Below are 20467 nucleotides of genomic sequence, written 5' to 3' on the forward strand. Positions count from 1 at the left end.
CTCAGAACGGCGTCAGGCCGGAGTTGAAGAAGCGGCTCAACCAGCCCATCGCGTTGGACTGCGCGACCGGGCCGCGACCGCCGTAGACGATGCGGGCTTCCGCCACGCGGCTGGAGGGCACGGTGTTGTCCGCGCTGATGTCGCCGGGGCGCACGATGCCCTGCACCTGCACCAGTTCATCGCCCTGGTTCAGCCGCAGGTTCTTCTGCCCCTGCACCACCAGGTTGCCGTTGGGCAGGCGCTGCACCACGGTCACGGTCACGTTGCCCTGCAGGCGGTTGCTCTGCGCGCTGTTGCCCTTGCCGGTGAAATCGCGCGCGCCCTTGGCAGTGGCGCTGAGGATGTCCTTGCCACCCAGCGTTACCGGCGCGCCCAGGATCGACGGCGTGCCCAGGCTGAGGTTCGATTCCTTGTTGGTGGCAGTGTTGGCGCTGGTCTGCGCGGTGGTGTTTTCCAGCAGGGTGATCGTCAGCAGGTCGCCGACATCGCGCGCGCGACGGTCCGAGTACAGCTGCAGCGTCGGGCCGGCGGCGTAGATCGCGCCGGCGGTCGGTTCGGCCTGCGGGGGCATGATCGGCTGCAGCGGCGCCATCGTCGGGTAGGGGCGCACATCGCCGGCGATCACGCAGCCACCCAGCAGGGCAGCCACGGCGCAGGCGAGGGCAGTGCGGGCGAGGGAAGAGAGGGGCGACATGGCGTTTATCCGGTTGGGCCGGTCAGAGCTTGTTGCTGAGGTAACCCAGCATCGAGTCGGTGGTGGAGATCGCCTTGGCGTTCATTTCGTAGGCGCGCTGGGTTTCGATCATCGACACCAGTTCTTCCACCACATTGACGTTGCTGCCTTCCAGCGCGCCCTGCACCACGGTGCCAAGGCCATTCAAGCCAGGGTTGCCGTTCTGTGCCGGGCCCGATGCAGTGGTTTCCAGGAACAGGTTTTCACCACGTGCCTGCAGGCCTGCCGGGTTGACGAAATCGGTCAGGGTCAGCGCGCCCACTTCCACCGAGGCGGCGCCATCGGCCATCTTCACGCTGATGGTGCCGTCGGTACCGATGGTCACCGACTGCGCGCCTTCGGGAATCTGGATGCCCGGCTGCACCGGGTAGCCGCTGTTGGTGACCAGCTCGCTGTCCTGGTTGATCTTGAACGAGCCGTCGCGGGTGTACGCGGAGCTGCCGTCGGGCATCTGCACTTCGAAGAAGCCGCGGCCGTTGACCATCACGTCCAGCGCGCGGCCGGTCTGCTGCTGGCTGCCCTGTTCGAAGTTCTTGGCCGTGGCCACCACGCGCACGCCGGTGCCGATCTGCAGGCCGGTAGGCAGCTGGGTCTGTGCCGAAGACGAACCACCGGGTTGGCGCACCTGCTGGTACAGCAGATCCTCGAAGCTGGCGCGGTCCTGCTTGAAGCCGGTGGTGTTGGTGTTGGCGAGGTTGTTGGAAACCACCGACATGCGCATCTGCTGCGCATCCAGTCCGGTTTTCGCGATCCACAATGCCTGGTTCATCTTCGGAGTCCTGTCTGGGTGAAACCGGCCGCGCAGTGCGGCCCATGGGGGAGGTGGTGCAAGCGGCGTGCCAGCACCGGCGCGTGCCGGTGCCGGAATTCCGTCAGCTGCCCAGGCGCAGCATGCTGTTGGCGCTGCGTGCGTTGTCATCGCCGTGCTTGATCACCTGCACCTGCATTTCGTACTGGCGCTGCAGCTGGATCATCTGCACCAGTGCCCCGGCGGCATCGACGTTGCTTCCTTCCAGCTGGCCGCTGTGCACGGCCGTACCCTGCGCCTGGGCGAAGGGCTGCAGCGGGTCGGTGTTGCGGAACAGGCCGTCCAGGCCGCGTTCCAGGCGCTCGTCCGGGGCCTGCACGACCTTGATGCGGCCGATCATCGCCATGGTCTGCGGGCCTTCGCCCTGCGGGATGATCGAGATCGTGCCGTCGTTGCCGATCTCCATTGCCTGGTAGGGCGGAATCGCGATCGGGTTGTTGTTGTCATCCAGCACCGGGCGGCCGCTGGAGGTCACCAGCTGGCCGTTCGGGGTGACCGACAGCGCGGCACCACGCGTATAGGCTTCACTGCCGTCGGTGGATTGCACGGCCAGCCAGGTGCCTGTCTGCAATGACAGGTCCAGTGGCTTGCCGGTGATGTGCTGCGCGCCGGCGGTGCGGTTGAAGCCGGCGTCGACGTGCAGCGCATCCACCCGCGAGGCAAAGCCCGGGCCGCGGATCGGGAAGGCTTCGGTGTTGGCCAGCGCTTCCTTGAAGCCGGGGGTGTCGGAGTTGGCGAGGTTGTGGCTGAGCGTACCCTGCGCCTGCAGGGAGGCGCGGGCACCGGTCATCGCCACGTAAAGGGCTTTATCCATGCGGGGAGTTCCGTGACAGGGTCAGCAGGTCATCAACGGATGTTGATGACGGTCTGGGTGATCTGGTCCTGGGTGGTGATCATCTGCGCGTTGGCCTGGAAGTTGCGCTGCGCGGTGATCATGTTGACCAGCTGTTCGGTGAGGTCGACGGTGGACGATTCCAGCGAACCGGCCTGGATCTTGCCGAGGTTGGAGGTGTCGGCTGCACCGGTACGCGGCGTGCCCGAATCGAAGGTCTCCACCCACAGGTTGTTGCCCTTCTGTTCCAGGCCCTGCGGATTGTTGAAGCTGGTCAGTGCCACCTGGCCCAGCGGCTTGTCGTCGCCATTGGAATAGCGGGCGAACACCACGCCGGTTTCCGAAACGGTGATCTCGTTGAGCTTGCCGGCCGCGTAGCCATCCTGCTGGGTGTTGCGCAGCGCGAACTTCTCGCCGTACTGGGTCGAGCCGCTCACATCCAGGGTCATGTTCAGCACGCCGGCACCGGTGGTCGGGGTGAACGTGCCCAGGCTGATCCTGCCGTTGGCCGGTGCGGTCAGCTTGCCGGCGTTGTCGAAGGTCAGCGGCGTCGGCGTGCCCGCCGGCTGGCCATCGACGTAGTTGTGCACGGTCCAGGCGTTGGTGGCCGCTTCCTTCACGAAGTAGGACACCTGGGTGTGGCTCACGCCCAGCGAGTCGTACACGGTGATGCCGCCGCTGGAGTGGCTGTAGCTGTTGGAATTGGTCGGGTCGAAGGTGGTCACCGTCGGCTGCTTGGCATTGCCGGGCAGGGTGAAGCCGACCTTGACCTCGCTGGTCTGCTTGGGCGGGCTGTCGGTGGTCAGCAACTGCAGGTCGACCATGCGGCCGGCGTCGAAGTTGGTGCCATCGGCGTTGGGTGCGAACACCTGCAGGCGTGCACCCTGCGGGTTGACCACGTAACCGGCGGCATCGGTCTGGAAGTTGCCGGCACGCGAGTACACGCGGGCACCGTTCATGTTCATGGTGAAGAAGCCCTCACCGGAAATGGCCATGTCCAGGCTGCGGCCGGTCTGCTCGTTGTTGCCCTGGATGAACTGCTGGGCGACGTTGGAGACACGCACGCCCGAACCGATCGCGTTCTTGGACAGGCCATAGCTGGTGGCGGCGAACAGGTCGGCAAATTCAGCACGCGACTGCTTGAAGCCGGTGGTGTTGACGTTGGCGACGTTGTTGGCGGTGACGCTCAGGTCCGAGTTGGCAGCGTTGATGCCGGACAGGGAAATATTGAAGCCCATGGGATGCTCCTGTTGGATGCGGTGGGTGCGGCTCAGCTGACGCGGAGCACGTAGTCAAGAGGGGCCGTGCCCAGGCCCTTGAGATTCAGGTAGAGGCCGTCGGAACCGACGGTCACGCTTTCCACCGGCGCCTGCACGAAGGTGGACAGCGTGGTGCTCTTGCCGGCGCCATCCACATGGTTGGCGACGATGTTGTACTTGCCCGGTTCCATGCGCTTGCCGTTGGCATCCTTGCCATCCCAGGTGAAGGCGGTTTCGCCGGCGGCCTTGGCTTCCACGCTGATCGAGGTGACCTTGGCGCCATTGGCGTCGGTGACGTCCACGGTGACGATGCCGGCGGCCGGTGCGGCGACGGTACCTTCCACCGAACCTTCCTTTTCCAGCACCAGTTTTTCCGACGGCACCAGCACCTGGTGGCCGACCAGCGCGGCACCACGCAGCACCTGGTCACTGGCCATCGACTCCTGGAAGCCCTTCACCGACTTGTTCAGATCGGTGATGCCCTGCACGGTCGACATCTGCGCCATCTGCGAGACCATCTGCGTGTTGTCCATCGGCTTCAGCGGATCCTGGTGCTGCAGCTGTTCGGTCATCAGGCGCAGGAAATCGGCCTGGTCCAGCGTGTTCTTCTTCTTGGTGGCGTTGCTGTTGGGGGCGTTCAGGCCAAGGGCGGTGTAGACGTCCTGGTTGCTCTGGTTGTTGACGGCAGTGGTCATGGCAATGTCCGGTGCAGCGGGCCTCAGCGGCCCATGGTCAGGGTGGCCAGGGCCAGTTCCTTGGCGGTGGTCAACATCTCCACGCCGGCCTGGTAATTGCGCGAGGTCGAGATCAGGTTGACCATCTGCGCCACCGGATCGACGTCGGGCTGGTAGATGTAGCCATCGCCGTCGGCCAGCGGATGGCCCGGCTCGTAGCGCTTGATCGGCGCCGCATCGCTCTGGGTGATTTCCTTGACCTTCACCGAGGTGATGTTCGGGTCGGTCTTGCTGGTCACGGCCTGGAAGATCGGTTCCAGCGGCTTGTACACCGCGTCGGCGGAACCGGCGATGCTGTCGGCGTTGGACAGGTTGGAGGCGATGGTGCTCATGCGCACCGACTGCGCCTGCAGCGCGGAGCCGGCGATGTCGAAGATCGGCAGGTTGCTCATGGCTTATTGCCCCGTGATCGCGGTGAGCATGGAACGCACCTTGCTTTCAACGAAGCTCAGCGAGGCGCGGTACTCCAGCGCGGCGCGGCCATAGGCGGCACGCTCGGCGTCGGGGTCGACGGTGTTGCCGTCGATGCTGGGCTGTACGCCTTCGCGGGCCACCTGGAACGGATTCAGGCCACTACTGATTTCGTAGTGCTGTTCGTTGGTGGTGGTCATCAGGCCGTTGGCATCCAGGCCCTGGGCATGGCGCAGGGCCGAATCAAAGTCCAGGTCCTGGGCCTTGTAGCCGGGGGTGTCGGCATTGCCGAGATTGCTGGCGATCAGCTTCATCCGCTGTTCGCGCAACGGCATGGCCTGGGCGTGGACGCCCAGGTAGTCGGTAATCAGGTTGCGCACGGTGCACTCCCACGGGAACGTTGCCCGGGAAGCTGCAAGGGGTGTGCCAAAAGGGAAGGGCGGCGGTGCGCCACTGCGCTCGCCGGGCATGGCCGCCCGGCGCTACCTGGTAGTGCCGCCAGTATCCGGTAGCGCCGGGCGATGCCCGGCGGAAAGCCCGGCAGGCCTTACGCCGCCATCGCCACCTTGCGCAGGCGGTCCAGCACGAAGTCGGCCAGTTCGTGCGGCGAATACTTGGCGACGAACGCGTTGGCGCCCACCCGCTCGACCATCGCGTTGTTGAACACGCCCGACAGCGAGGTGTGCAGCAGCACGTACAGTCCGGACAGCCCGGCGTGGCGCCGGATTTCCGTCGTCAGCGTATAGCCGTCCATGGCCGGCATCTCGATGTCCGAGATCACCATGGCATAGCGTTCGGCCGGGTTTTCGCCCGAAGCATGGATCTGCAGCAGGTGGTCCAGCGCCTGCTTGCCATCCGAGAGCAGGGTCGCGCCCACCCCCAGCTGGTCCAGCACGCTGCGGATCTGCTGGCGCGCCACCCGCGAATCGTCGACCACCAGCACCTGCAGCTGCGGCGCATCGGCCGGCATCGCCATGGCCGGGTCCAGCACGGCTTCGCCGCGCACCTGGGCGATGTCAGCCAGCACGCTTTCCACGTCGATCACCTGGATCAGCTCACCCTGGAAGCGGGTCACCGCCGTCAGGTAGCTCGATTCAGCGCCCAGTTCCGGCGGCGGGTGGATGTCTTCCACCGCAATGTTGACGATGCGCTCCACGCCGCTGACCAGGAAGCCCTGGATGGAGCGGTTGAACTCCGTCACCACCAGATAGCCCGGCGCGGTATCCGCATCCGGTTCGCGCTCGGGGTGGCCGATGGCAAGGCCCAGGTCGAGCACCGGCACCGAACGGCCGCGCACGTCGGCCACGCCAGCAAACTGGCTGGGCAGGCCGGGCACCTGGAACAGTTCCGGGCGGCGCAGTACTTCCTGCACCTTGAAGACATTGACGCCAAAAAGCTGACGTCCGCCGAGGCGGAACAGCAGCAGCGCCAGGCGGTTGTGGCCGGCCAGTCGGGTTCGCTGGTCGATCCGGTTGAGCAGGTCATGGGACATGGCTGCTGTATCGGCGCCGGAGTGGCGGAACTTGAGGGTGGTCTTCAACACCGCTTCTACAGCCTCGCGCCATGTTCGATTGGCGCTGCCCGTCCTCTGGCACAGCGCTTGCACCTCCCCGGGCCAGATCCTACCGACAGGAGGCGCCATGCGCCGGGTCACATCACTTCTAATGGCGATGGCATTGGCCATGGCAGCGCCGTGGGCCGCCGCGGCCGACTGGCAGCCGGTCGCCAGCATCCGTACGGCCGCGCTGTCGACCCTGGCAGCCGGCACCGAAGGCGAGGCGGTCGTTGCCGATGCGCTGCGCCTGCCGCGCTGTGGAAGCGCCCTGCAGGTGCAGCCCACCGCCAACACCACGGTGGAAGTCAGCTGCCCCGATGCCGGCGGCTGGCGCCTGTTCGTACCGGTGAAGGTGCGCCGCAACCAGACCGTGCTGGTGCTGACCCGTGGCATCGGCACTGGAGAAACCATCGCCGCCGCCGATATCAGTACTGCCCAGCGTGACGCGGCACGGATTGCAGGTGCTGTACTGGCCGATCCGGCCGCCGCCATCGGGCGCATCGCCCGCCGGCCGCTGTCGGCGGGGACGCTGTTGTCGAGCAATGACCTGGTGGCACAGCGTCTCATCAAGAGAGGAGACAGTGTGGCGCTGGTGTCGCGGCGCGGCTCGGTGGAAGTCCGTATCGCCGGACGCGCACTGGGCGATGCCGGGCAGAACGAGCGCGTTTCTGTGGAAAACCTGTCCTCGCGCCGTATCGTGCAGGGCATGGTGGATGCGGCCGGTGACGTAATCGTGGCGCGTTGAAATAATGCAGAATTCCCCTAAAGATCACGGCCCTGCGGCCGTTATCCCTTGTGTACGGCAACTCCAGGACACCCCATGAGCCAGAAAATCGACGGCAACCTGCAGGTCCCCCAGGCACTGCGCAGCGTGACCACTCCGGCGGCAAAACCCGGCGTGAGCACCGATTCGGCGGCACGCCCGGTCGAGGCGGCTGACAGCCTGCGCCTGACCGGCGAAGCCACCAACCTGCAGGCCATCGAGCGTGAGCTGAGCACCGCCCCGGCGATCGACGCCCAGCGCGTTGCCGCTGTGCGCGAATCCCTGCAGAACGGCACCTACAAGATCAATCCGGACGCGATCGCTTCGCGCATGCTTGAGCTGGACCAGCAGCTGCAAGGATGACCGCGGCGATGAGCGAGTCGCTGCAGCGTCTTGCCGAGGCCCTGGACGTTGAACGCCAGGCCTTGGTCGAGCACGACGTGCACGCCCTGATCCGTGCCACCGGTGCGAAGCTGGAAGCGCTGCGTGCGCTGGAAGGCGCGCCACCGGTGGGGCAGGGCGAGCAGCTGCAGGAACTGGCCGAGCGCAACCGGGCCAACGGCGTGCTGCTGTCGCGGCGGCGCCGTGAGGTCAACTGGGCGCTGCGGCAGATGGGCCGCACCGAAGAGTCCTCGGCATACGACGCCAAGGGCCAATCGCATACGGTCACCGCGCGACGGCCGCTCGCCGTCGCCTGACAGACCGGCGGTCGCCTGGCCGCCGTGGCCGGGCTGTAGCCCGCCGCACGAGCGCGTATATTGGGCTCCTGTTTGATCGCCCCGAGTCGCCGTGTCCGCCGCCAACGCCCTGGTTACCGCCCCCCTTCCGCCGCAGCCGGTGCTGCAGGCCCTGCTCGAGCGCCTGCGCGAAGGCCTGCTGCTGTTCACCGAGGACGGGCAGATTGCACTGGCCAATCCGGCCGCGCAGAACCTGCTGGGTGGCGATGAAGGTGCACTGCCCGCACCGCAGCGCCTGCGCGAGCTGCTGCCGCCCGATGCGCTGGAACACGCGCGCCAGCAGGGTCACTGGAACGGCAGCCTGCCGCTGGGCGAGGGCGTGGTCATCGCCCATCTGTATTTCCATGGCGAGCCCGGTTCCGGGCATTTCCTGGCACTGTTCCGCCACATCGAAGGGCAGGAAGACTACGAGCGCGAACTGCAGCAGCGCCATGCCGAGCTGCGGCAGGCGTACCTGCGCCTGAACGGTACCCAGGAAAAGCTGCTGCAATCGGAAAAGATGGCGTCCATCGGCCAGCTGGCCGCAGGCGTGGCGCACGAGATCAACAATCCGATCGGCTATGTGCACTCCAACCTGGGCAGCCTGCAGGAATACCTGCGCAGCCTGTTCACCGTCATCGAAGCCTACGAACGCGCCCTGCGCGCGCCTGATCCGAAGGCATTGATCCCGGAAATCGACGATATCCGTGACCGCCTGGACATCGATTTCATCAGCCGCGATCTGCCGCAGCTGATGGCCGAATCCCGTGAGGGCATCGAGCGGGTGACCCGCATCGTGCGCGACCTGAAGGACTTCTCCTATTCCGGCCGCGACGAGTCCTGGAAACTGGTCGACCTGCATTCGGGTCTTGAATCGACCATCAACATCATCTGGAACGAGCTCAAGTACAAAGTGCACCTGGTGCGCGAGTTCGGCCAGCTGCCGCTGGTGGAATGCCTGCCTTCGGAATTGAACCAGGTCTACATGAACCTGCTGCTCAATGCCGGCCATGCCATCGCCGAGCGCGGCACGATCACCGTGCGCACCGGTGTGGATGCCGAGACGGTGTGGGTGGAATTCGAGGACACCGGTGGCGGCATTTCACCGGAACTGCGCCAGCGCATCTTCGATCCGTTCTTCACCACCAAGCCGGTGGGCAGCGGTACCGGCCTGGGGCTGTCGATTTCCTACAGCATCATCAACAAGCATCACGGCCGCATCGACCTGGACAGCACGCCCGGCGTCGGTTCGCGCTTCCGCCTGGTGCTGCCGATCAAGCAGCCGCGCTGATCGCGGTCGCCGGGCATGGCCCGGCGAATGCGGTTACCGCAGCGGCGAACGATCCTCACCGCCGTCGGCCGGCTCGGCGGCCACCAGCCCGCCATTGCTGCGGCGCTGTTCCTCATACGTGCGGAACGCCTGGTGGATGTGCTTGCGCAGCTCATCGTCGTTCCACGGCTTGGTCAGGAAGCGGTAGATCGCGCCGCGGTTGATCGCATCGGTCACCGTGTTGAGGTCGGTGTAGCCGGACAGCACCAGCCGGATCGTGTCCGGGTACAGCATCTTCACCCGGCCCAGGAACTCGGTGCCGCTCATGTCGCTCATGCGCTGGTCGGACAGGATCACCTGCACATCGTTGATGGCCAGCAGGTCAAACGCATCACGCACGTTGCCGGCGGCCAGGATGCGGTAACCATCACGGCGGAACAGACGCACCAGCGAGCGCAGCACGTTCTCTTCGTCGTCCAGCAGCAGCAGGGTGCGGTCCGGCCGCGTTTCGGCGAACGCTTCCGGGCGCAGGTAGCGGCGGCGCAGGGTCATGCCGGCCGCGTCAGCCGACATCGGCTCCCCGAACAGGTAGCCCTGGAACACATCGCAGTCGTTGCGGCGCAGGAACCCCAGTTGCGCCTGCGATTCCACGCCGTTGGCGATCACGGTCATGCCCAGCTGGTGGCCCATCGCGATGATCGCGCGGGCGATGGCGGCCTCGCGGTTGCCGGCCGGCGCGCTCTTGATGAAACTGCGGTCGATCTTCAGCTTGTCCACCGGGTAGCGCACCAGTGCGCTCAGGCTGGAATCGCCGGTGCCGAAGTTGTCCAGGCTCAGGCTGATGCCTTCGTTGCGCAGGTTGGCCAGGGTTTCGTGGACGAAATTGACGTTGTTGGTCAGCGCGCTTTCGTTGATCTCCAGCGTCAGCATCTGCGCCGGCACGCCCGAGGCCTGGATCACGCCCATCACTTCGGCAAAGAAATTCGGCCGCAGCAGCTGCAGGGTCGACACGTTCACCGCGATGGTGAAGTCATCAAAGCCCTGGTCGCGCCACAGCCGTGCCTGCTTCAGCGCGCCTTCCAGCACCCAGGTGCCGATCTGCACGATGATGCCCAACCGCTCGGCGGTGCGCATGAATCGCTCCGGCACCAGCATGCCCAGGGTCGGCGACTGCCAGCGCAGCAGCGCTTCCATGCCCACCACGTGGCCGTCGCGTGCGCTCACCAGCGGCTGGTAGCGCAGTTTCAGTTCGCCATTGGGGATGGCGTCGACGATCTGCCGGGCGATGATGCTCTCGCTGTGCGCGCTGGGCGGTGTATCCACGGCGTGGATGCGCACGGCATTGCCACCTTCGCGTGCCGCCAGGTACAGCGCATCCTCGGCGTGGTCCAGCAGGCGCGAGGCATTGCTGGCATGTTCCGGGCACAGGCTCACGCCCAGCTTGCCGGTCATGAACAGCGTATAGGGCAGCACCGAGAGCGGCAGCTCCATCTGTTGCCGGATCTCCTCGGCGAAGTCCTCCGGCAGCGGCAGGTCCGCGCTGCGCGGTACCGCGATCAGGAACTCGTCACTGCCATGCCGCCACAGTTTGCCGCGCCCGCGCAGGTACGACTGCAGCCGCTGCGCCACCAACACCAGGGCCTGGTCGCCCACTTCGGCGCTCATGTTCTCGTTCACCGAAGCAAAGTGATCGATGTCCACGTGCATCAGCATCAGCGCGGTGCCGCCGGATGCGGCCTCGGCGACCATCGCCTGCAGCTCGGGGTTGCCGGCGCCAAGGCGATCAGGTGCATCATCGATGCTGACCGGGGGCAGGTTGGGATTCCACATGGGCTCAGTATTCCGAAGACTCGACGGTCGCCGTGGTGGCGGCCTGGTAAGGAAGATGGACATCGACAAGGGTGCCGGCGCCATGCGCCGACTCGATCCGCACGTGCCCGCCCACGCTCTGCGCGCGTTCGCGCATCACGATCAGGCCAAGGCCGCGCGGGCCATCGGGATCAAACCCTTCGCCATCGTCACGGATCTGCAGGTGCAGGCCGCGCTGGTCGATGTCGCGCAGCTGCAGCTGCACCTGGCTGGCGCAGGCGTGGCGCAGCACATTGGTCAGGCTTTCCTGGGCGATGCGGAAGCAGGCCTGCTCGATGCTGTTGTCCGGCCGCGTGGGCAGTGACTCGATCTCGGCCAGCAGCTCCACCGGGGATGAGCGGAACAGCACCCGCGCCTGCCAGCTCAGCGCCGCCTCAAGCCCCAGCGCGTCCAGCTGTGGCGGGCGCAACAGGGTAGAGATGTCACGCAGCTTGGCGACGGTCGTGTCGGCCAGGCTGACGATCTGCGCCAGGTCCTCGCCTCGCCGCTGCGCATCATCCTCGTCCTGCGCCGCATAGGCCGACAGCTTGATCGCGGTGATGGCCTGGCCGATGTCATCGTGCAGGTCACGCGAGATCGCACGGCGCTCGTCTTCCTGCAGCGAGAACAGCCGGCCGGCCATCGCCTGCAGCTCGCGGTTGCTGGTTTCCAGCGCACGGCGGGTCTGCTCGGATTCGCTCAGGTCACGCACGATCAGCAGCTTGCAGTCGCGACCACCGTAACGCACCTCACCCACCGCCAGTCCGGCATGGAAGCTGCGACCGTCGGCGCGCTGCATGGCCACCACGCTGCTGTGGCCCGGCCCATGCTGCGGCTGCCCGGCGCGCATCTGCGCACGCACCCGGGCCAGATCGCTGGCGGCCACCAGTGCCGACAGCGGCTCGCCCAGCAAGGTGTGGCTGCCAAAGCCGAACAGGTCGGCGGCCCAGGCATTGGCATACAGCACATGCTCGTCGGACAGGATCACCACGCCATCGGGCAGCACCCGCACCAGCTCGCGGAACTGTTCCTCGCGCTCGCGCAGCAGGCGCCGCGACTGTTCGCGCTCGGTCACATCCTGCAGCGTGCCCAGCACCCGGTCACGACCAGCTTCATCCACGCCGCTGGCTGCACGCAGGTGCACCATCAACGCGCGGCCATCCATCGCCAGCAGCGGCAGCAGCACGTCCACCTGCACCTGTTCGCCCGAGCACAGCTCGGCCAGCAGCTGCTCGGTCTGCGCGGCGGTGGCCGGATCTGCAGCCACCAGCAGCTCGTCGAAGCGGTGCCAGCGCCGGGCCTCCGGCGGGCGGCGACCAAGCAGGCGATACACTTGGTTTGAATAGCGTCCCTGGCCGCTGGAGGGGTCCAGTTCCCAGGCGCCGATGCGGGCCAGTTCATGCGCCTCTTCCACCCGCGCCAGTGCCTGGTCGCGGCGCAGCTGGGCCAGGTCTTCGGCGGTGCGGTCGATGGCGATCAGCAGGCGCGCATTGTGGCCGTCGTAGTCGATCGCGTTCGAGCGCAGCTCCATCTGCCGCAGGCTGCCATCGCGCAGCTGCAGCTGTGCGCGCAGGATGCACAGCAGCTCCGGCGCACCGCGGATCTCCTCCAGCTTGGTCTGCAGGGCCTGGTCCTGGCCGGGGGGCCAGAGAACGCCGATGGTCTGTTCCAGAAGGTCGTCGCGTTGCCAGCCAAAGGTGCTGCAGGCGGCGGGGTTGGCATCGAGAATGGCCAGCGTATCCAGGTCGTAGACCAGGATCGGGCCGGGGTTGCCCTCGAACATCTGCCGCAGGCGCAGCTCCGAGGCCTGCAGGCGCGCGTGGGTATGCAGCACGTGCTCGGCCAGCGGCCGCAGCAGCAGGTAGAGCAGGCCAGCGCTGGCCAGCGCGAAGAACGATCCCTTCACGCTCTGCCACAGCGCCGCCTGTTGCGGGTCAGGCACCAGCGCTGTCACGGCCACGTCGGTGGCGATCATCCAGGCCAGCGCCATCACCAGATAGCTCAGCACCACCCGCCGACGGTCGCGCCCCAGCGCCTGCGCCATCCGCGGGTCGGGAACAGGGGCAGTGCCGGTCGGTTCTGCGGGCATGGACAGGGCGGGAATGAGGGGGCGCAGGCCATCTTACCGCGCAGGTGTGCCGTGGCCACTCAATTATCCGCCGCAGGCGCCGTTAACCACTGCGTGCCCCGCTGTCGGGCGTGTCATCCGGAGCAAGATCGCGTGGACCAAGGGATCATCGCCAGCCTGCTGCAGCATCCGCTCGCCTCGGCGCTGGTCATCGTCGACCGTAGCGGGCGTCCGCTCGCGGCCAATCCGGCTGCGCGCGAGCACGGCCTGCCGGCCACGGTGGCCGCCTACGCGCCGATGCTCGAAGACCTGCGGCTGCTGGCCGCCGACGGCGGTATCGTCGCCTGCACATTGCCCGGTGGCCCGCGTGGCCACTACGACGGTCACCTGCGTGCAGTGCATGATGGCAACGGCAACCTGCTGGCCTTCACCCTGAGCGTTCCCGAGCCGGTGCCGGTCGACGGTGGCGGACGTTGGGAGCTGGCGCTGGACAGTGCAGGGCACAGCCTGTGGGACTGGGATATTCCCAGCGACCGGGTGACCCGCACGCCCGCGCTTGGCGACGAGACCGCCACCCAGATGCTCACGCGCGTGCACGCCGAGGACATCGTCCAGGTGCGCGCCGCACTCGACGAGCACCTGCGCGGCCACAGCGAGCAGTACAGTGCCCAGTTCCGCTTCCGCCAGGGCGATGGCCAATGGCGGTGGGTACTGGATCGCGGTCGCGTGGTCGCCCGCACCGTCGATGGCCAGCCACTGCGCATGGTCGGCACGCATACCGATATCGAGCAGCAGAAACAGCTGGAAGGCCTGCTGCAGGAACAGCAGCTGCACCTGCGCGAGGCCCAGCGCATTGCCAGCATGGGCAGCTGGTCGTTCGATCCGCACAGCCGCGCGTTCTGGTGGTCGCCAGAGCTGCGTTCGCTGCTGGCCCTTCAGCAGGGCAGTTCGCCCGGGCAGCGGCGCTGGCTGAAGCAGCTGCATCCGCGCTCGCGGGGCGCGTTGCGCGCGGCCTGGCGCCGCCTGTGGCGCGACGGCCGCGCCGCCAACATCGAACTGGAGTTGAGCCGCGGCGCCAACGAGCCGTCGCAGCATCTGCGGCTCTGGATGCAGCCGCTGCTGGACATGGATGGCCAGCCCAAGCGCCTGCTCGGGCAGGTGCAGAACATCACCGAACAACACCAGACCGATGCCCTCATCCGGTGGCGTACCGAGCTGCTCAACCGGGTTTCAGCGCTTGGGCGCATCGGTGGCTGCGAGATCGAAGTGGCCACCCGCAACATGCAGTGGACCGAGGAGTGCTACCGCATCCACGGCCTGCGCAAGGAACCCATCACCCTGGACCAGGCGTTGGCGCTGTACGCGGAGGACTCGCGGGCCGCATTTGAAACGGCGCTGGCACGCATTGCCGGCGGCGGCCTGCCTGAACAGCTGGACCTGTGTTTCTACCGTCAGTCGGGCCTGCGGGTATGGGTACAGGTGCTGATCGAACTGGATCGTCGTGATGGCCTGCCGGCGCGTTTCGTGGTCCTGTTCCGTGACATCACCCGCGAACGCGAAGCCAACGAGCGGATCGAGCTGCTGGCCCACTACGATCTGCTCACCGGGCTGCCCAACCGCGTGCTGCTGGGCGAACAGACCTCCGAAGCCATCGAGGAAGCGCGTGATCGCGGCACCTCGCTGGCCATGCTGTTCATCGACCTGGATGGCTTCAAGAACATCAACGACAGCTTTGGCCATGCCACCGGCGATGCGCTGCTGAAGGCCGCCGCGACACGCCTGCACCAGAACCTGCGCAACAACGATCTGTTCGGGCGCTTCAGTGGCGACGAATTCATCGTGGTGCTGCGCGACCTGGCCGAGCCGGAGGATGCCGGGCACGTGGCACGCAAGCTGATCGCCTCGCTGGCCGAGCCGCTGCGTCGCGGCGACACCACCTTGAAGGTCGGCGCCAGCGTAGGCATCGCCATGCTCGGGGAGTCGCAGACCGATTTCGACTCGCTGCTGCGCGCGGCCGATGCCGCCATGTATGCCGCCAAGGAAGCCGGGCGCAACACTTACCAGTACTACAGCCAGGATGCACTGGCACGCATCCAGCGCCGGCTGGATATCGAGCACGGGCTGCACGGTGCCATCGAACGCGATGAGTTCAGCCTGGCCTACCAGCCGCTGCTGCATGCCCACCACGGTGAGCCCCCGGCAATCGAAGCGCTGCTGCGCTGGCACCGCCCCGGCGTCGGCTACTGCAGCCCGGCCGAATTCATCCCCATCGCCGAGAAGTGCGGCGAGATCGTGCGCATCGGCGACTGGGTACTGGCCGAGGCCTGCCGCCAGGCCGCAGCATGGGACCGCGCCGGCCTGCATTTCGAGCGCATCGCGGTGAACGTGTCGGCCGTGCAGCTGCGCGACCGCGGCTTTGCCGAACGGGTGATCGACATCTGCCACGCGCACGGCTGGCCGCCGCAGCGCCTGGAACTGGAGCTGACCGAATCCGCCCTGATCCGTGACACCGAGATCCTGCGCCACTGCTTCGATGTGCTCGAGCGCCATGGCGTGCCGTTGGCGGTGGACGACTTCGGCACGGGGTTCTCCAACCTCAACTACCTCAACCGTTTCCCGGTCGGCCGCCTGAAGATCGACCGCAGCTTCGTGCAGGGCATGCTGCATGATTCGGGAACAGCGGAAGTGACCCAGGCGATCGTGCACCTGGGCCATGCGCTGGGCATGAAGGTGGTGGCCGAGGGTGTGGAAACGCACCAGGAAGAAGACATGCTGCGCCGCCAGGGCTGCGATGAGATCCAGGGTTACCTGTACTCGCGCCCGCTCAGCCCGCGCGACCTGGCGCAATGGCTGCGGCAGCAGCACGCCGCGCCCGGGCGCACCGACGCTGCCAGCGAGGTCGTGCTGGCGCGCTGACACTCTGCACTGGCAGGTGTCGGCTTTGACGCAGCCCGACTTTGGTGGGTGCCGACCGTTGGTCGGCACGAATGCGCACGCTCGCGATCATCCACGCATGGCGTGGATCTACCAACCACGCGCGCGCCCCGAACAACCCACGGGCCTTGGTAGGTGTCGACCTTGGTCGACACGAATGTGCGCGCCCGCGATCATCCACGCATGGCGTGGATCTACCAACCACGCATGTGCGCCGAACAATGCACCGCATTGAACTGCTTTGGTAGGTGCCGACCTTGGTCGGCACGAATGCTTGCACGCGTGATCATCCATAAGTGACGCAGGTCTGCCGCGCGTGCGACATCAATAGGGTTGTTACCGTAGAGCGAAGACCGACTGGGAGTTGTCTTTTCCGTCGGTTCCCGTGGGTGAGCTGGCTTTGGCGGCCAGACCTACTCCGCCCAACGATTAGAGAGAGTGTCGATTGCTCTCCATATCTTGAAGTTGTTCAACGGAGTCAGGGAGGGTAGAACCGCCGCTTCCTCTTCGGTTGCAGAGCAGTGAATGGAGTTGGTTGCGTTTCTCTTGTGCCAGATCCCTGGGGTGCCGTAGACGAAGAAGTAGTTCTCCAGGCCAGTCGCATGGATAAGTTCATGTCGACCGATAACCCGCCAATCCCCATCCTGATCGCTTTTCCTGTCAAAGAGTGAGTAGCTATCCAGGATGACTGGATTCATTAGTGGTCTAGCTTGCTCCAGATCGGCAAGGGCGAGGGTCGTCTCCCTGCGGCGGGTCCCAAAGATATGTGCGGAATGGCCAATGGGGATCTCGGAAATGATCTGTCCGAAGTGGTAAAAACCATCATTGCGGGTAAAGCAGAATACATCGCCTGCGCGGATGAAGCGGAGCATTGTTCGATGCTTCTTGGTCCAGCCATTGAGAACGTCACCGGTGGCTACAGCTTCTTTCTTCGTCCTCTTTGGTGCTGGCTTCGCCATAGCGTTTCACTCATTGTCCAGTTCAGGAGGAGTCGAGTGTTGAGGAGGTCGATCACCACGGTCCATGCAAACAATCCGAAATGCGTGAACATTAGCGCACCATCCAAGCATGGCGCGGAGCTACCGGTTGTCGGCATCCGGTTGGCTCGGCGGCTTCCCGGGTGCTATCCGGGCAAGAGCTTCCAGCTCAGCGAGGCGATCCACCTTTACCAGGTGCGCCGCATTCCAACCGCCTTCGGAAACCACAGGCGAAAAGCTGTAGATCTCCTGCGGAGCCAATGGCCCCAGACGTTCACGAGCATGCTCATACAGGGGCTGCCCATCTTCGTCGGTGACATCAAGATAAGGGCCATCGAGGAACGTCAGCAGAAGCTCCAGGCTGAAGTCGCGCTCAGCAGCATCGCCGGGATTTTCTCCATCCCGGTCCGCTGAAACGTCGCCGCTGTGTGCATCGACGCTGATATGTATCGCGGTAGTCTCCCCGCATATCAGAAGCTGACCGAAGGCTGTCACGGCGTAAGCGTGAAAGGTATCTACACCCTCCAGCGGATTTCCACGCAGGTGCGCTGCGACAAGCCCTGCGTACCGCCCAGGATCGACCATTGCCACCTTGTCGTTGCGATAGCGTGCCAACCCGTCACGGCGCCACAGCGCCAGCAGCAGGTCGGGCAGCACGCCTTCCCATGCAGCCAGGGTGGCTTCCTGGACTGCTTCACCCGTGGAGCTCGGAATGAAGCCCTGAAGGAACTCGTCAGGATCCCGCTCCGTCACAGGCAACGCGGTGTTCGGTACGGCCAGCGCATCCCAATCCATGCTGATTGGCAGGTAGTCCAGGAAGGCGAGTAGTGTCTCCGCCCGTGCAAGTTCCGGGCTCCCCTCGTGGGTTGGAATGACGGTCGCTGAGCGTCCGGAGACAAGCAGCAACGTGCCCGCAGGAAGTCCATGCCAAGGCTTGTCCAGCACCAGGTACCGCTCCGGCGCCTCGTCGACATCAGCGTCCAGGATGATGATCTGCGGACCACCCTGCAGGCAGCCGGCGGAGACCTCGACGGTTGCGTCGGTCGCACCTGCATCAGGATCGTTCACATCCATAGGCGCGGAGTACGGCTGCTGGAAATCGCCGAATGACTGGAGAGCTTGATGAAGCGCACGCAGGGAATCGGGCTCCAGGGCAAGCGGTTCTGCGGCAACCGGGAGCTGCAAAGCAACTGAAAGGCAGAGGGCGGCGCTGGTCATGGGCGCTGGACTGATCTGAACCGAAATCGGACCTGCACGATGAGGGGTGATTCGGCCCAGGTCCATGCAAACAATCCGAATCTGCGCGTCTTTACCGGCGATCATCCACGCATGGCGTGGATCTACTGCAATGCGGCAGCCGTTCGCTGCGGAAATTCGCAGCGGAGGCGCGCGCGTACCGCACCGACCACGCCTGCATAGCGACGGCGCTGGATGAAATAGCCCATGTAGAACAGCAGCAGTGCCACCAGCATCGGCCATGCCGCTGGCCTCCACAGGATGATCGGCACCAGCATCAGTGTCAGGCCCAGCGCGAACCAGCTGCACAGCCCGACCACCCGCACCTCCCTGCGCCGTGCGTCGATCATCACCCGCCCGCGCATCAGCGGAAAATAGCGCCCACCAAAACTCGGCGCGAAGCTCTCGCGGAAGGCGATACTGCCGTCCGGCAGTGCGCGGAACACCAGGCGAAGCCAGGTATCGGCCGGCAGATCATGCTCCAGCCCGGCCAGCGAAAGCTGCGCCAGCTCTGCCGGCGTAGCGGCAATGCGCTGGTTGAACAGCGCGATGCCGGTGCGGAAGAAGAACGGCGCCCACAGCACCAGCAGCAGGATTTCGATCAGCAGCAATGCGATCAGGGCGATGGCCATCGGTCTTCCGTGAACGGGATCGGGGCATCATGCCACGTAGGCAGTTCCATCCACGCATGGCGTGGCTCTACTTCAACGCATCCCCATCCAGCCCCAGATCCCAGGCCAGTGCCAGCAGGTCATCGCCCGGCACCGGCGGGGCAGGGCGGGCGTTGGCCAACTGCAGCAGTTCCTGCATTTCCTCGCGGGCCACGTCTTCCAGCTGTCGCAGCTGCTCACGTACACCCGCATTGCGCGGGCGCTCGTTGTGTTCGATCGGGGGCAGGGCGCGGATCAGGGTCATGGTGCGCGTACAGGATGCATCCAACGGCGGGCTACAGGCAAAGGCCCCGGCAGAACCGGGGCCTTGCGGGCTGCCGGAAGAGGCAGCGGACATCAGGATCAGAACAGTTCGACCGTACCGGCGCCCATGCTCTGCTGGGCAACCGGCTTGTGCGGCGGGCGTTCCCATTCGCTGCGCAGTTCGCGCAGGCGGCTGCCGGTGCGCTGCAGGGCGCTGGCGATTTCTTCGTCGAACACGCCGCCATTGCGGTGCAGCAGTTCCTGCAGGGCCACCGCTTCGCGGTTGATCGCGGTCAGGCGGTCCAGATGGGTATGCACGCCGCCCAGCGCCTGGGTGGCGATGTCTTCGAACTGCAGGGCGCGAACGGCCTCGGCCACGCTGCCATCGATCGAACGGGCGCAGTCGGACACTTCGCGCATGCCGTCGCCCAGCGAGGCATTGATCTGCGCCACGTTGTCCAGCATCGCCGCCGCTTCCTGGCGCGCTTCGCGGGAGCGGTCCATATCGCGCGAGGCCATGTGCGAGACGGTCTCGCGGACCTTGGCAATGGCGTCCTTGGAGCTGTGCGCCAGTTTGCGGATCTGTTCGTTGAAGGTGGTCGAGCGCTCGGACAGATTGCGCACTTCGTCGGCGACCACCGCGAAACCACGACCGGCTTCACCGGCACGCGCAGCTTCGATGGCGGCGTTGAGCGCCAGCAGGTTGGTCTGGTCGGCAATCGACTTGACGTCTTCCAGCAGGGCGAAGATGCCATCCAGGTGCTGCGCCATCTGGTCGATGTGCTGCACGGTGGTGCTGCTCTGGCCACTGACCTGTTCCAGCGCTTCCACCAGCTGTTCCATGCGGTTGCTGGCGTGCTGGGCGAAGCGGGCCACGTCGAGGCCGGCATTGCCTTCGTCACCGGCGCGGTCGACGATGCGCGACAGCGCCTGGCTCTGCTGGCGCGACTTGCGGTTCATCGCATCGAAGCTGCCACCGAGGCTGGAAACGGCCTGGCGGATCAGGTCGCGGGCGCGTTCCACTTCGCCACGCGAACCGTCGATCTCGTTGCCGACGAAGTTGCGCAGTTCGGTCAGCAGCTGATCCTGCTCACGCAGGACACGGGCATGTTCCGGGGAACGGTGCGCCTGGGCGCGGGTGGTCCACCACGCAAAGCCGAGCCAGCTCAGCGTCATCGTGGTCAGGATCGCCCAACGCAGGGCGGCCGGCCATTCGAAACCGATGGCGAAGGGGAGCAGCAGGGTCAGAGCCAGGGGGGCGGCCAGACGGATGAAAATGCGTGAGTACATGGACGTTCTCGGGAGGTGCACGGAGGATGTATCGGCCGTACCCCCTTTCTCTTTAACGTCGATGTGCCCGGAAATGCATTCTGAATGCGCCGGTTTTCCGGCGCGCTCGCCGGGCATGG

General features: G+C 65.8%; 20 protein-coding genes. 5 read left to right on the forward strand and 15 right to left on the reverse strand.

The window, feature by feature from the left end:
- Position 1 precedes the first annotated feature (1 nt).
- The 8 genes from flgH to ACVOLJ_RS00295 all read right to left on the reverse strand — a co-directional run bounded on the left by flgH (position 2) and on the right by ACVOLJ_RS00295 (position 6269).
- On the reverse strand, positions 2-694 hold the full coding sequence (gene flgH / locus ACVOLJ_RS00260; protein WP_475278708.1) for a flagellar basal body L-ring protein FlgH: 693 nt from the start codon (positions 692-694) through the stop codon (positions 2-4).
- 22 nt (positions 695-716) lie between these two features.
- Positions 717-1502 carry a flagellar basal-body rod protein FlgG gene (gene flgG / locus ACVOLJ_RS00265; RefSeq protein WP_025879105.1) on the reverse strand — a complete coding sequence of 262 codons (786 nt, stop codon included), beginning with the start codon at positions 1500-1502 and terminating at the stop codon, positions 717-719.
- Between the two features lie 103 nt (positions 1503-1605).
- Positions 1606-2355, reverse strand: coding sequence for a flagellar basal body rod protein FlgF (locus tag ACVOLJ_RS00270; RefSeq protein WP_475278709.1), 750 nt, complete (start codon positions 2353-2355; stop codon positions 1606-1608).
- A 32-nt stretch (positions 2356-2387) separates the two neighbouring features.
- A complete protein-coding gene (gene flgE / locus ACVOLJ_RS00275; protein ID WP_475278710.1) occupies positions 2388-3611 on the reverse strand; it encodes a flagellar hook protein FlgE in 1224 nt (407 codons plus the stop codon).
- A gap of 32 nt (positions 3612-3643) precedes the next feature.
- Positions 3644-4327, reverse strand: a complete 684-nt coding sequence (locus ACVOLJ_RS00280; protein ID WP_481563115.1) for a flagellar hook assembly protein FlgD — start codon at positions 4325-4327, stop codon at positions 3644-3646.
- A gap of 23 nt (positions 4328-4350) precedes the next feature.
- Complete coding sequence (flgC, locus tag ACVOLJ_RS00285) at positions 4351-4758, reverse strand: flagellar basal body rod protein FlgC (protein WP_475278712.1); 408 nt, start codon at positions 4756-4758, stop codon at positions 4351-4353.
- 3 nt (positions 4759-4761) lie between these two features.
- A complete protein-coding gene (gene flgB / locus ACVOLJ_RS00290) occupies positions 4762-5157 on the reverse strand; it encodes a flagellar basal body rod protein FlgB (RefSeq protein WP_089241053.1) in 396 nt (131 codons plus the stop codon).
- Positions 5158-5324: 167 nt separating this feature from the next.
- The gene (locus ACVOLJ_RS00295) at positions 5325-6269 is read right to left on the reverse strand and encodes a chemotaxis protein (RefSeq protein ID WP_475279127.1); all 945 of its coding nucleotides are present in this window, start codon (positions 6267-6269) and stop codon (positions 5325-5327) included.
- A gap of 148 nt (positions 6270-6417) precedes the next feature.
- Between ACVOLJ_RS00295 and flgA the strand changes: the two genes are divergently transcribed.
- From flgA to ACVOLJ_RS00315, 4 genes are all read left to right on the forward strand, one after another.
- A complete protein-coding gene (gene flgA, locus ACVOLJ_RS00300) occupies positions 6418-7077 on the forward strand; it encodes a flagellar basal body P-ring formation chaperone FlgA (RefSeq protein ID WP_481563116.1) in 660 nt (219 codons plus the stop codon).
- Between the two features lie 75 nt (positions 7078-7152).
- Complete coding sequence (flgM, locus tag ACVOLJ_RS00305; protein WP_025879113.1) at positions 7153-7458, forward strand: flagellar biosynthesis anti-sigma factor FlgM; 306 nt, start codon at positions 7153-7155, stop codon at positions 7456-7458.
- Positions 7455-7793: a flagellar protein FlgN gene (locus tag ACVOLJ_RS00310; RefSeq protein WP_475278714.1), complete on the forward strand. Its 339-nt coding sequence runs from the start codon at positions 7455-7457 to the stop codon at positions 7791-7793. The genes flgM and ACVOLJ_RS00310 overlap by 4 nt, the downstream gene beginning before the upstream one ends.
- 91 nt (positions 7794-7884) lie before the next feature.
- Positions 7885-9102 (forward strand): ATP-binding protein, encoded by a 1218-nt coding sequence (locus tag ACVOLJ_RS00315; RefSeq protein WP_481563117.1) that lies wholly within the window; start codon positions 7885-7887, stop codon positions 9100-9102.
- Positions 9103-9135: 33 nt separating this feature from the next.
- On the opposite strand, the gene ACVOLJ_RS00320 is transcribed toward ACVOLJ_RS00315, so the two are convergent.
- Complete coding sequence (locus tag ACVOLJ_RS00320) at positions 9136-10911, reverse strand: EAL domain-containing protein (protein WP_475278716.1); 1776 nt, start codon at positions 10909-10911, stop codon at positions 9136-9138.
- 4 nt (positions 10912-10915) lie between these two features.
- Entirely contained in the window at positions 10916-13018 is a 2103-nt protein-coding gene (locus tag ACVOLJ_RS00325; RefSeq protein ID WP_475278717.1) for a sensor histidine kinase, read from the reverse strand.
- Positions 13019-13150: 132 nt separating this feature from the next.
- Between ACVOLJ_RS00325 and ACVOLJ_RS00330 the strand changes: the two genes are divergently transcribed.
- Complete coding sequence (locus tag ACVOLJ_RS00330; protein WP_475278718.1) at positions 13151-15913, forward strand: bifunctional diguanylate cyclase/phosphodiesterase; 2763 nt, start codon at positions 13151-13153, stop codon at positions 15911-15913.
- A gap of 431 nt (positions 15914-16344) precedes the next feature.
- On the opposite strand, the gene ACVOLJ_RS00335 is transcribed toward ACVOLJ_RS00330, so the two are convergent.
- From ACVOLJ_RS00335 to ACVOLJ_RS00355, 5 genes are all read right to left on the reverse strand, one after another.
- Positions 16345-16890 (reverse strand): Imm26 family immunity protein, encoded by a 546-nt coding sequence (locus tag ACVOLJ_RS00335; protein ID WP_475278719.1) that lies wholly within the window; start codon positions 16888-16890, stop codon positions 16345-16347.
- A 120-nt stretch (positions 16891-17010) separates the two neighbouring features.
- The gene (locus ACVOLJ_RS00340; protein WP_475278720.1) at positions 17011-18126 is read right to left on the reverse strand and encodes a GAD-like domain-containing protein; all 1116 of its coding nucleotides are present in this window, start codon (positions 18124-18126) and stop codon (positions 17011-17013) included.
- Positions 18127-18248: 122 nt separating this feature from the next.
- Complete coding sequence (locus ACVOLJ_RS00345; protein WP_481563118.1) at positions 18249-18776, reverse strand: hypothetical protein; 528 nt, start codon at positions 18774-18776, stop codon at positions 18249-18251.
- A 67-nt stretch (positions 18777-18843) separates the two neighbouring features.
- Positions 18844-19059 carry a hypothetical protein gene (locus ACVOLJ_RS00350; RefSeq protein ID WP_475278722.1) on the reverse strand — a complete coding sequence of 72 codons (216 nt, stop codon included), beginning with the start codon at positions 19057-19059 and terminating at the stop codon, positions 18844-18846.
- A 98-nt stretch (positions 19060-19157) separates the two neighbouring features.
- The gene (locus tag ACVOLJ_RS00355) at positions 19158-20348 is read right to left on the reverse strand and encodes a methyl-accepting chemotaxis protein (RefSeq protein WP_475278723.1); all 1191 of its coding nucleotides are present in this window, start codon (positions 20346-20348) and stop codon (positions 19158-19160) included.
- Positions 20349-20467 lie beyond the last annotated feature (119 nt).

It is taken from the genome of Stenotrophomonas sp. STEN046 (assembly GCF_056759755.1).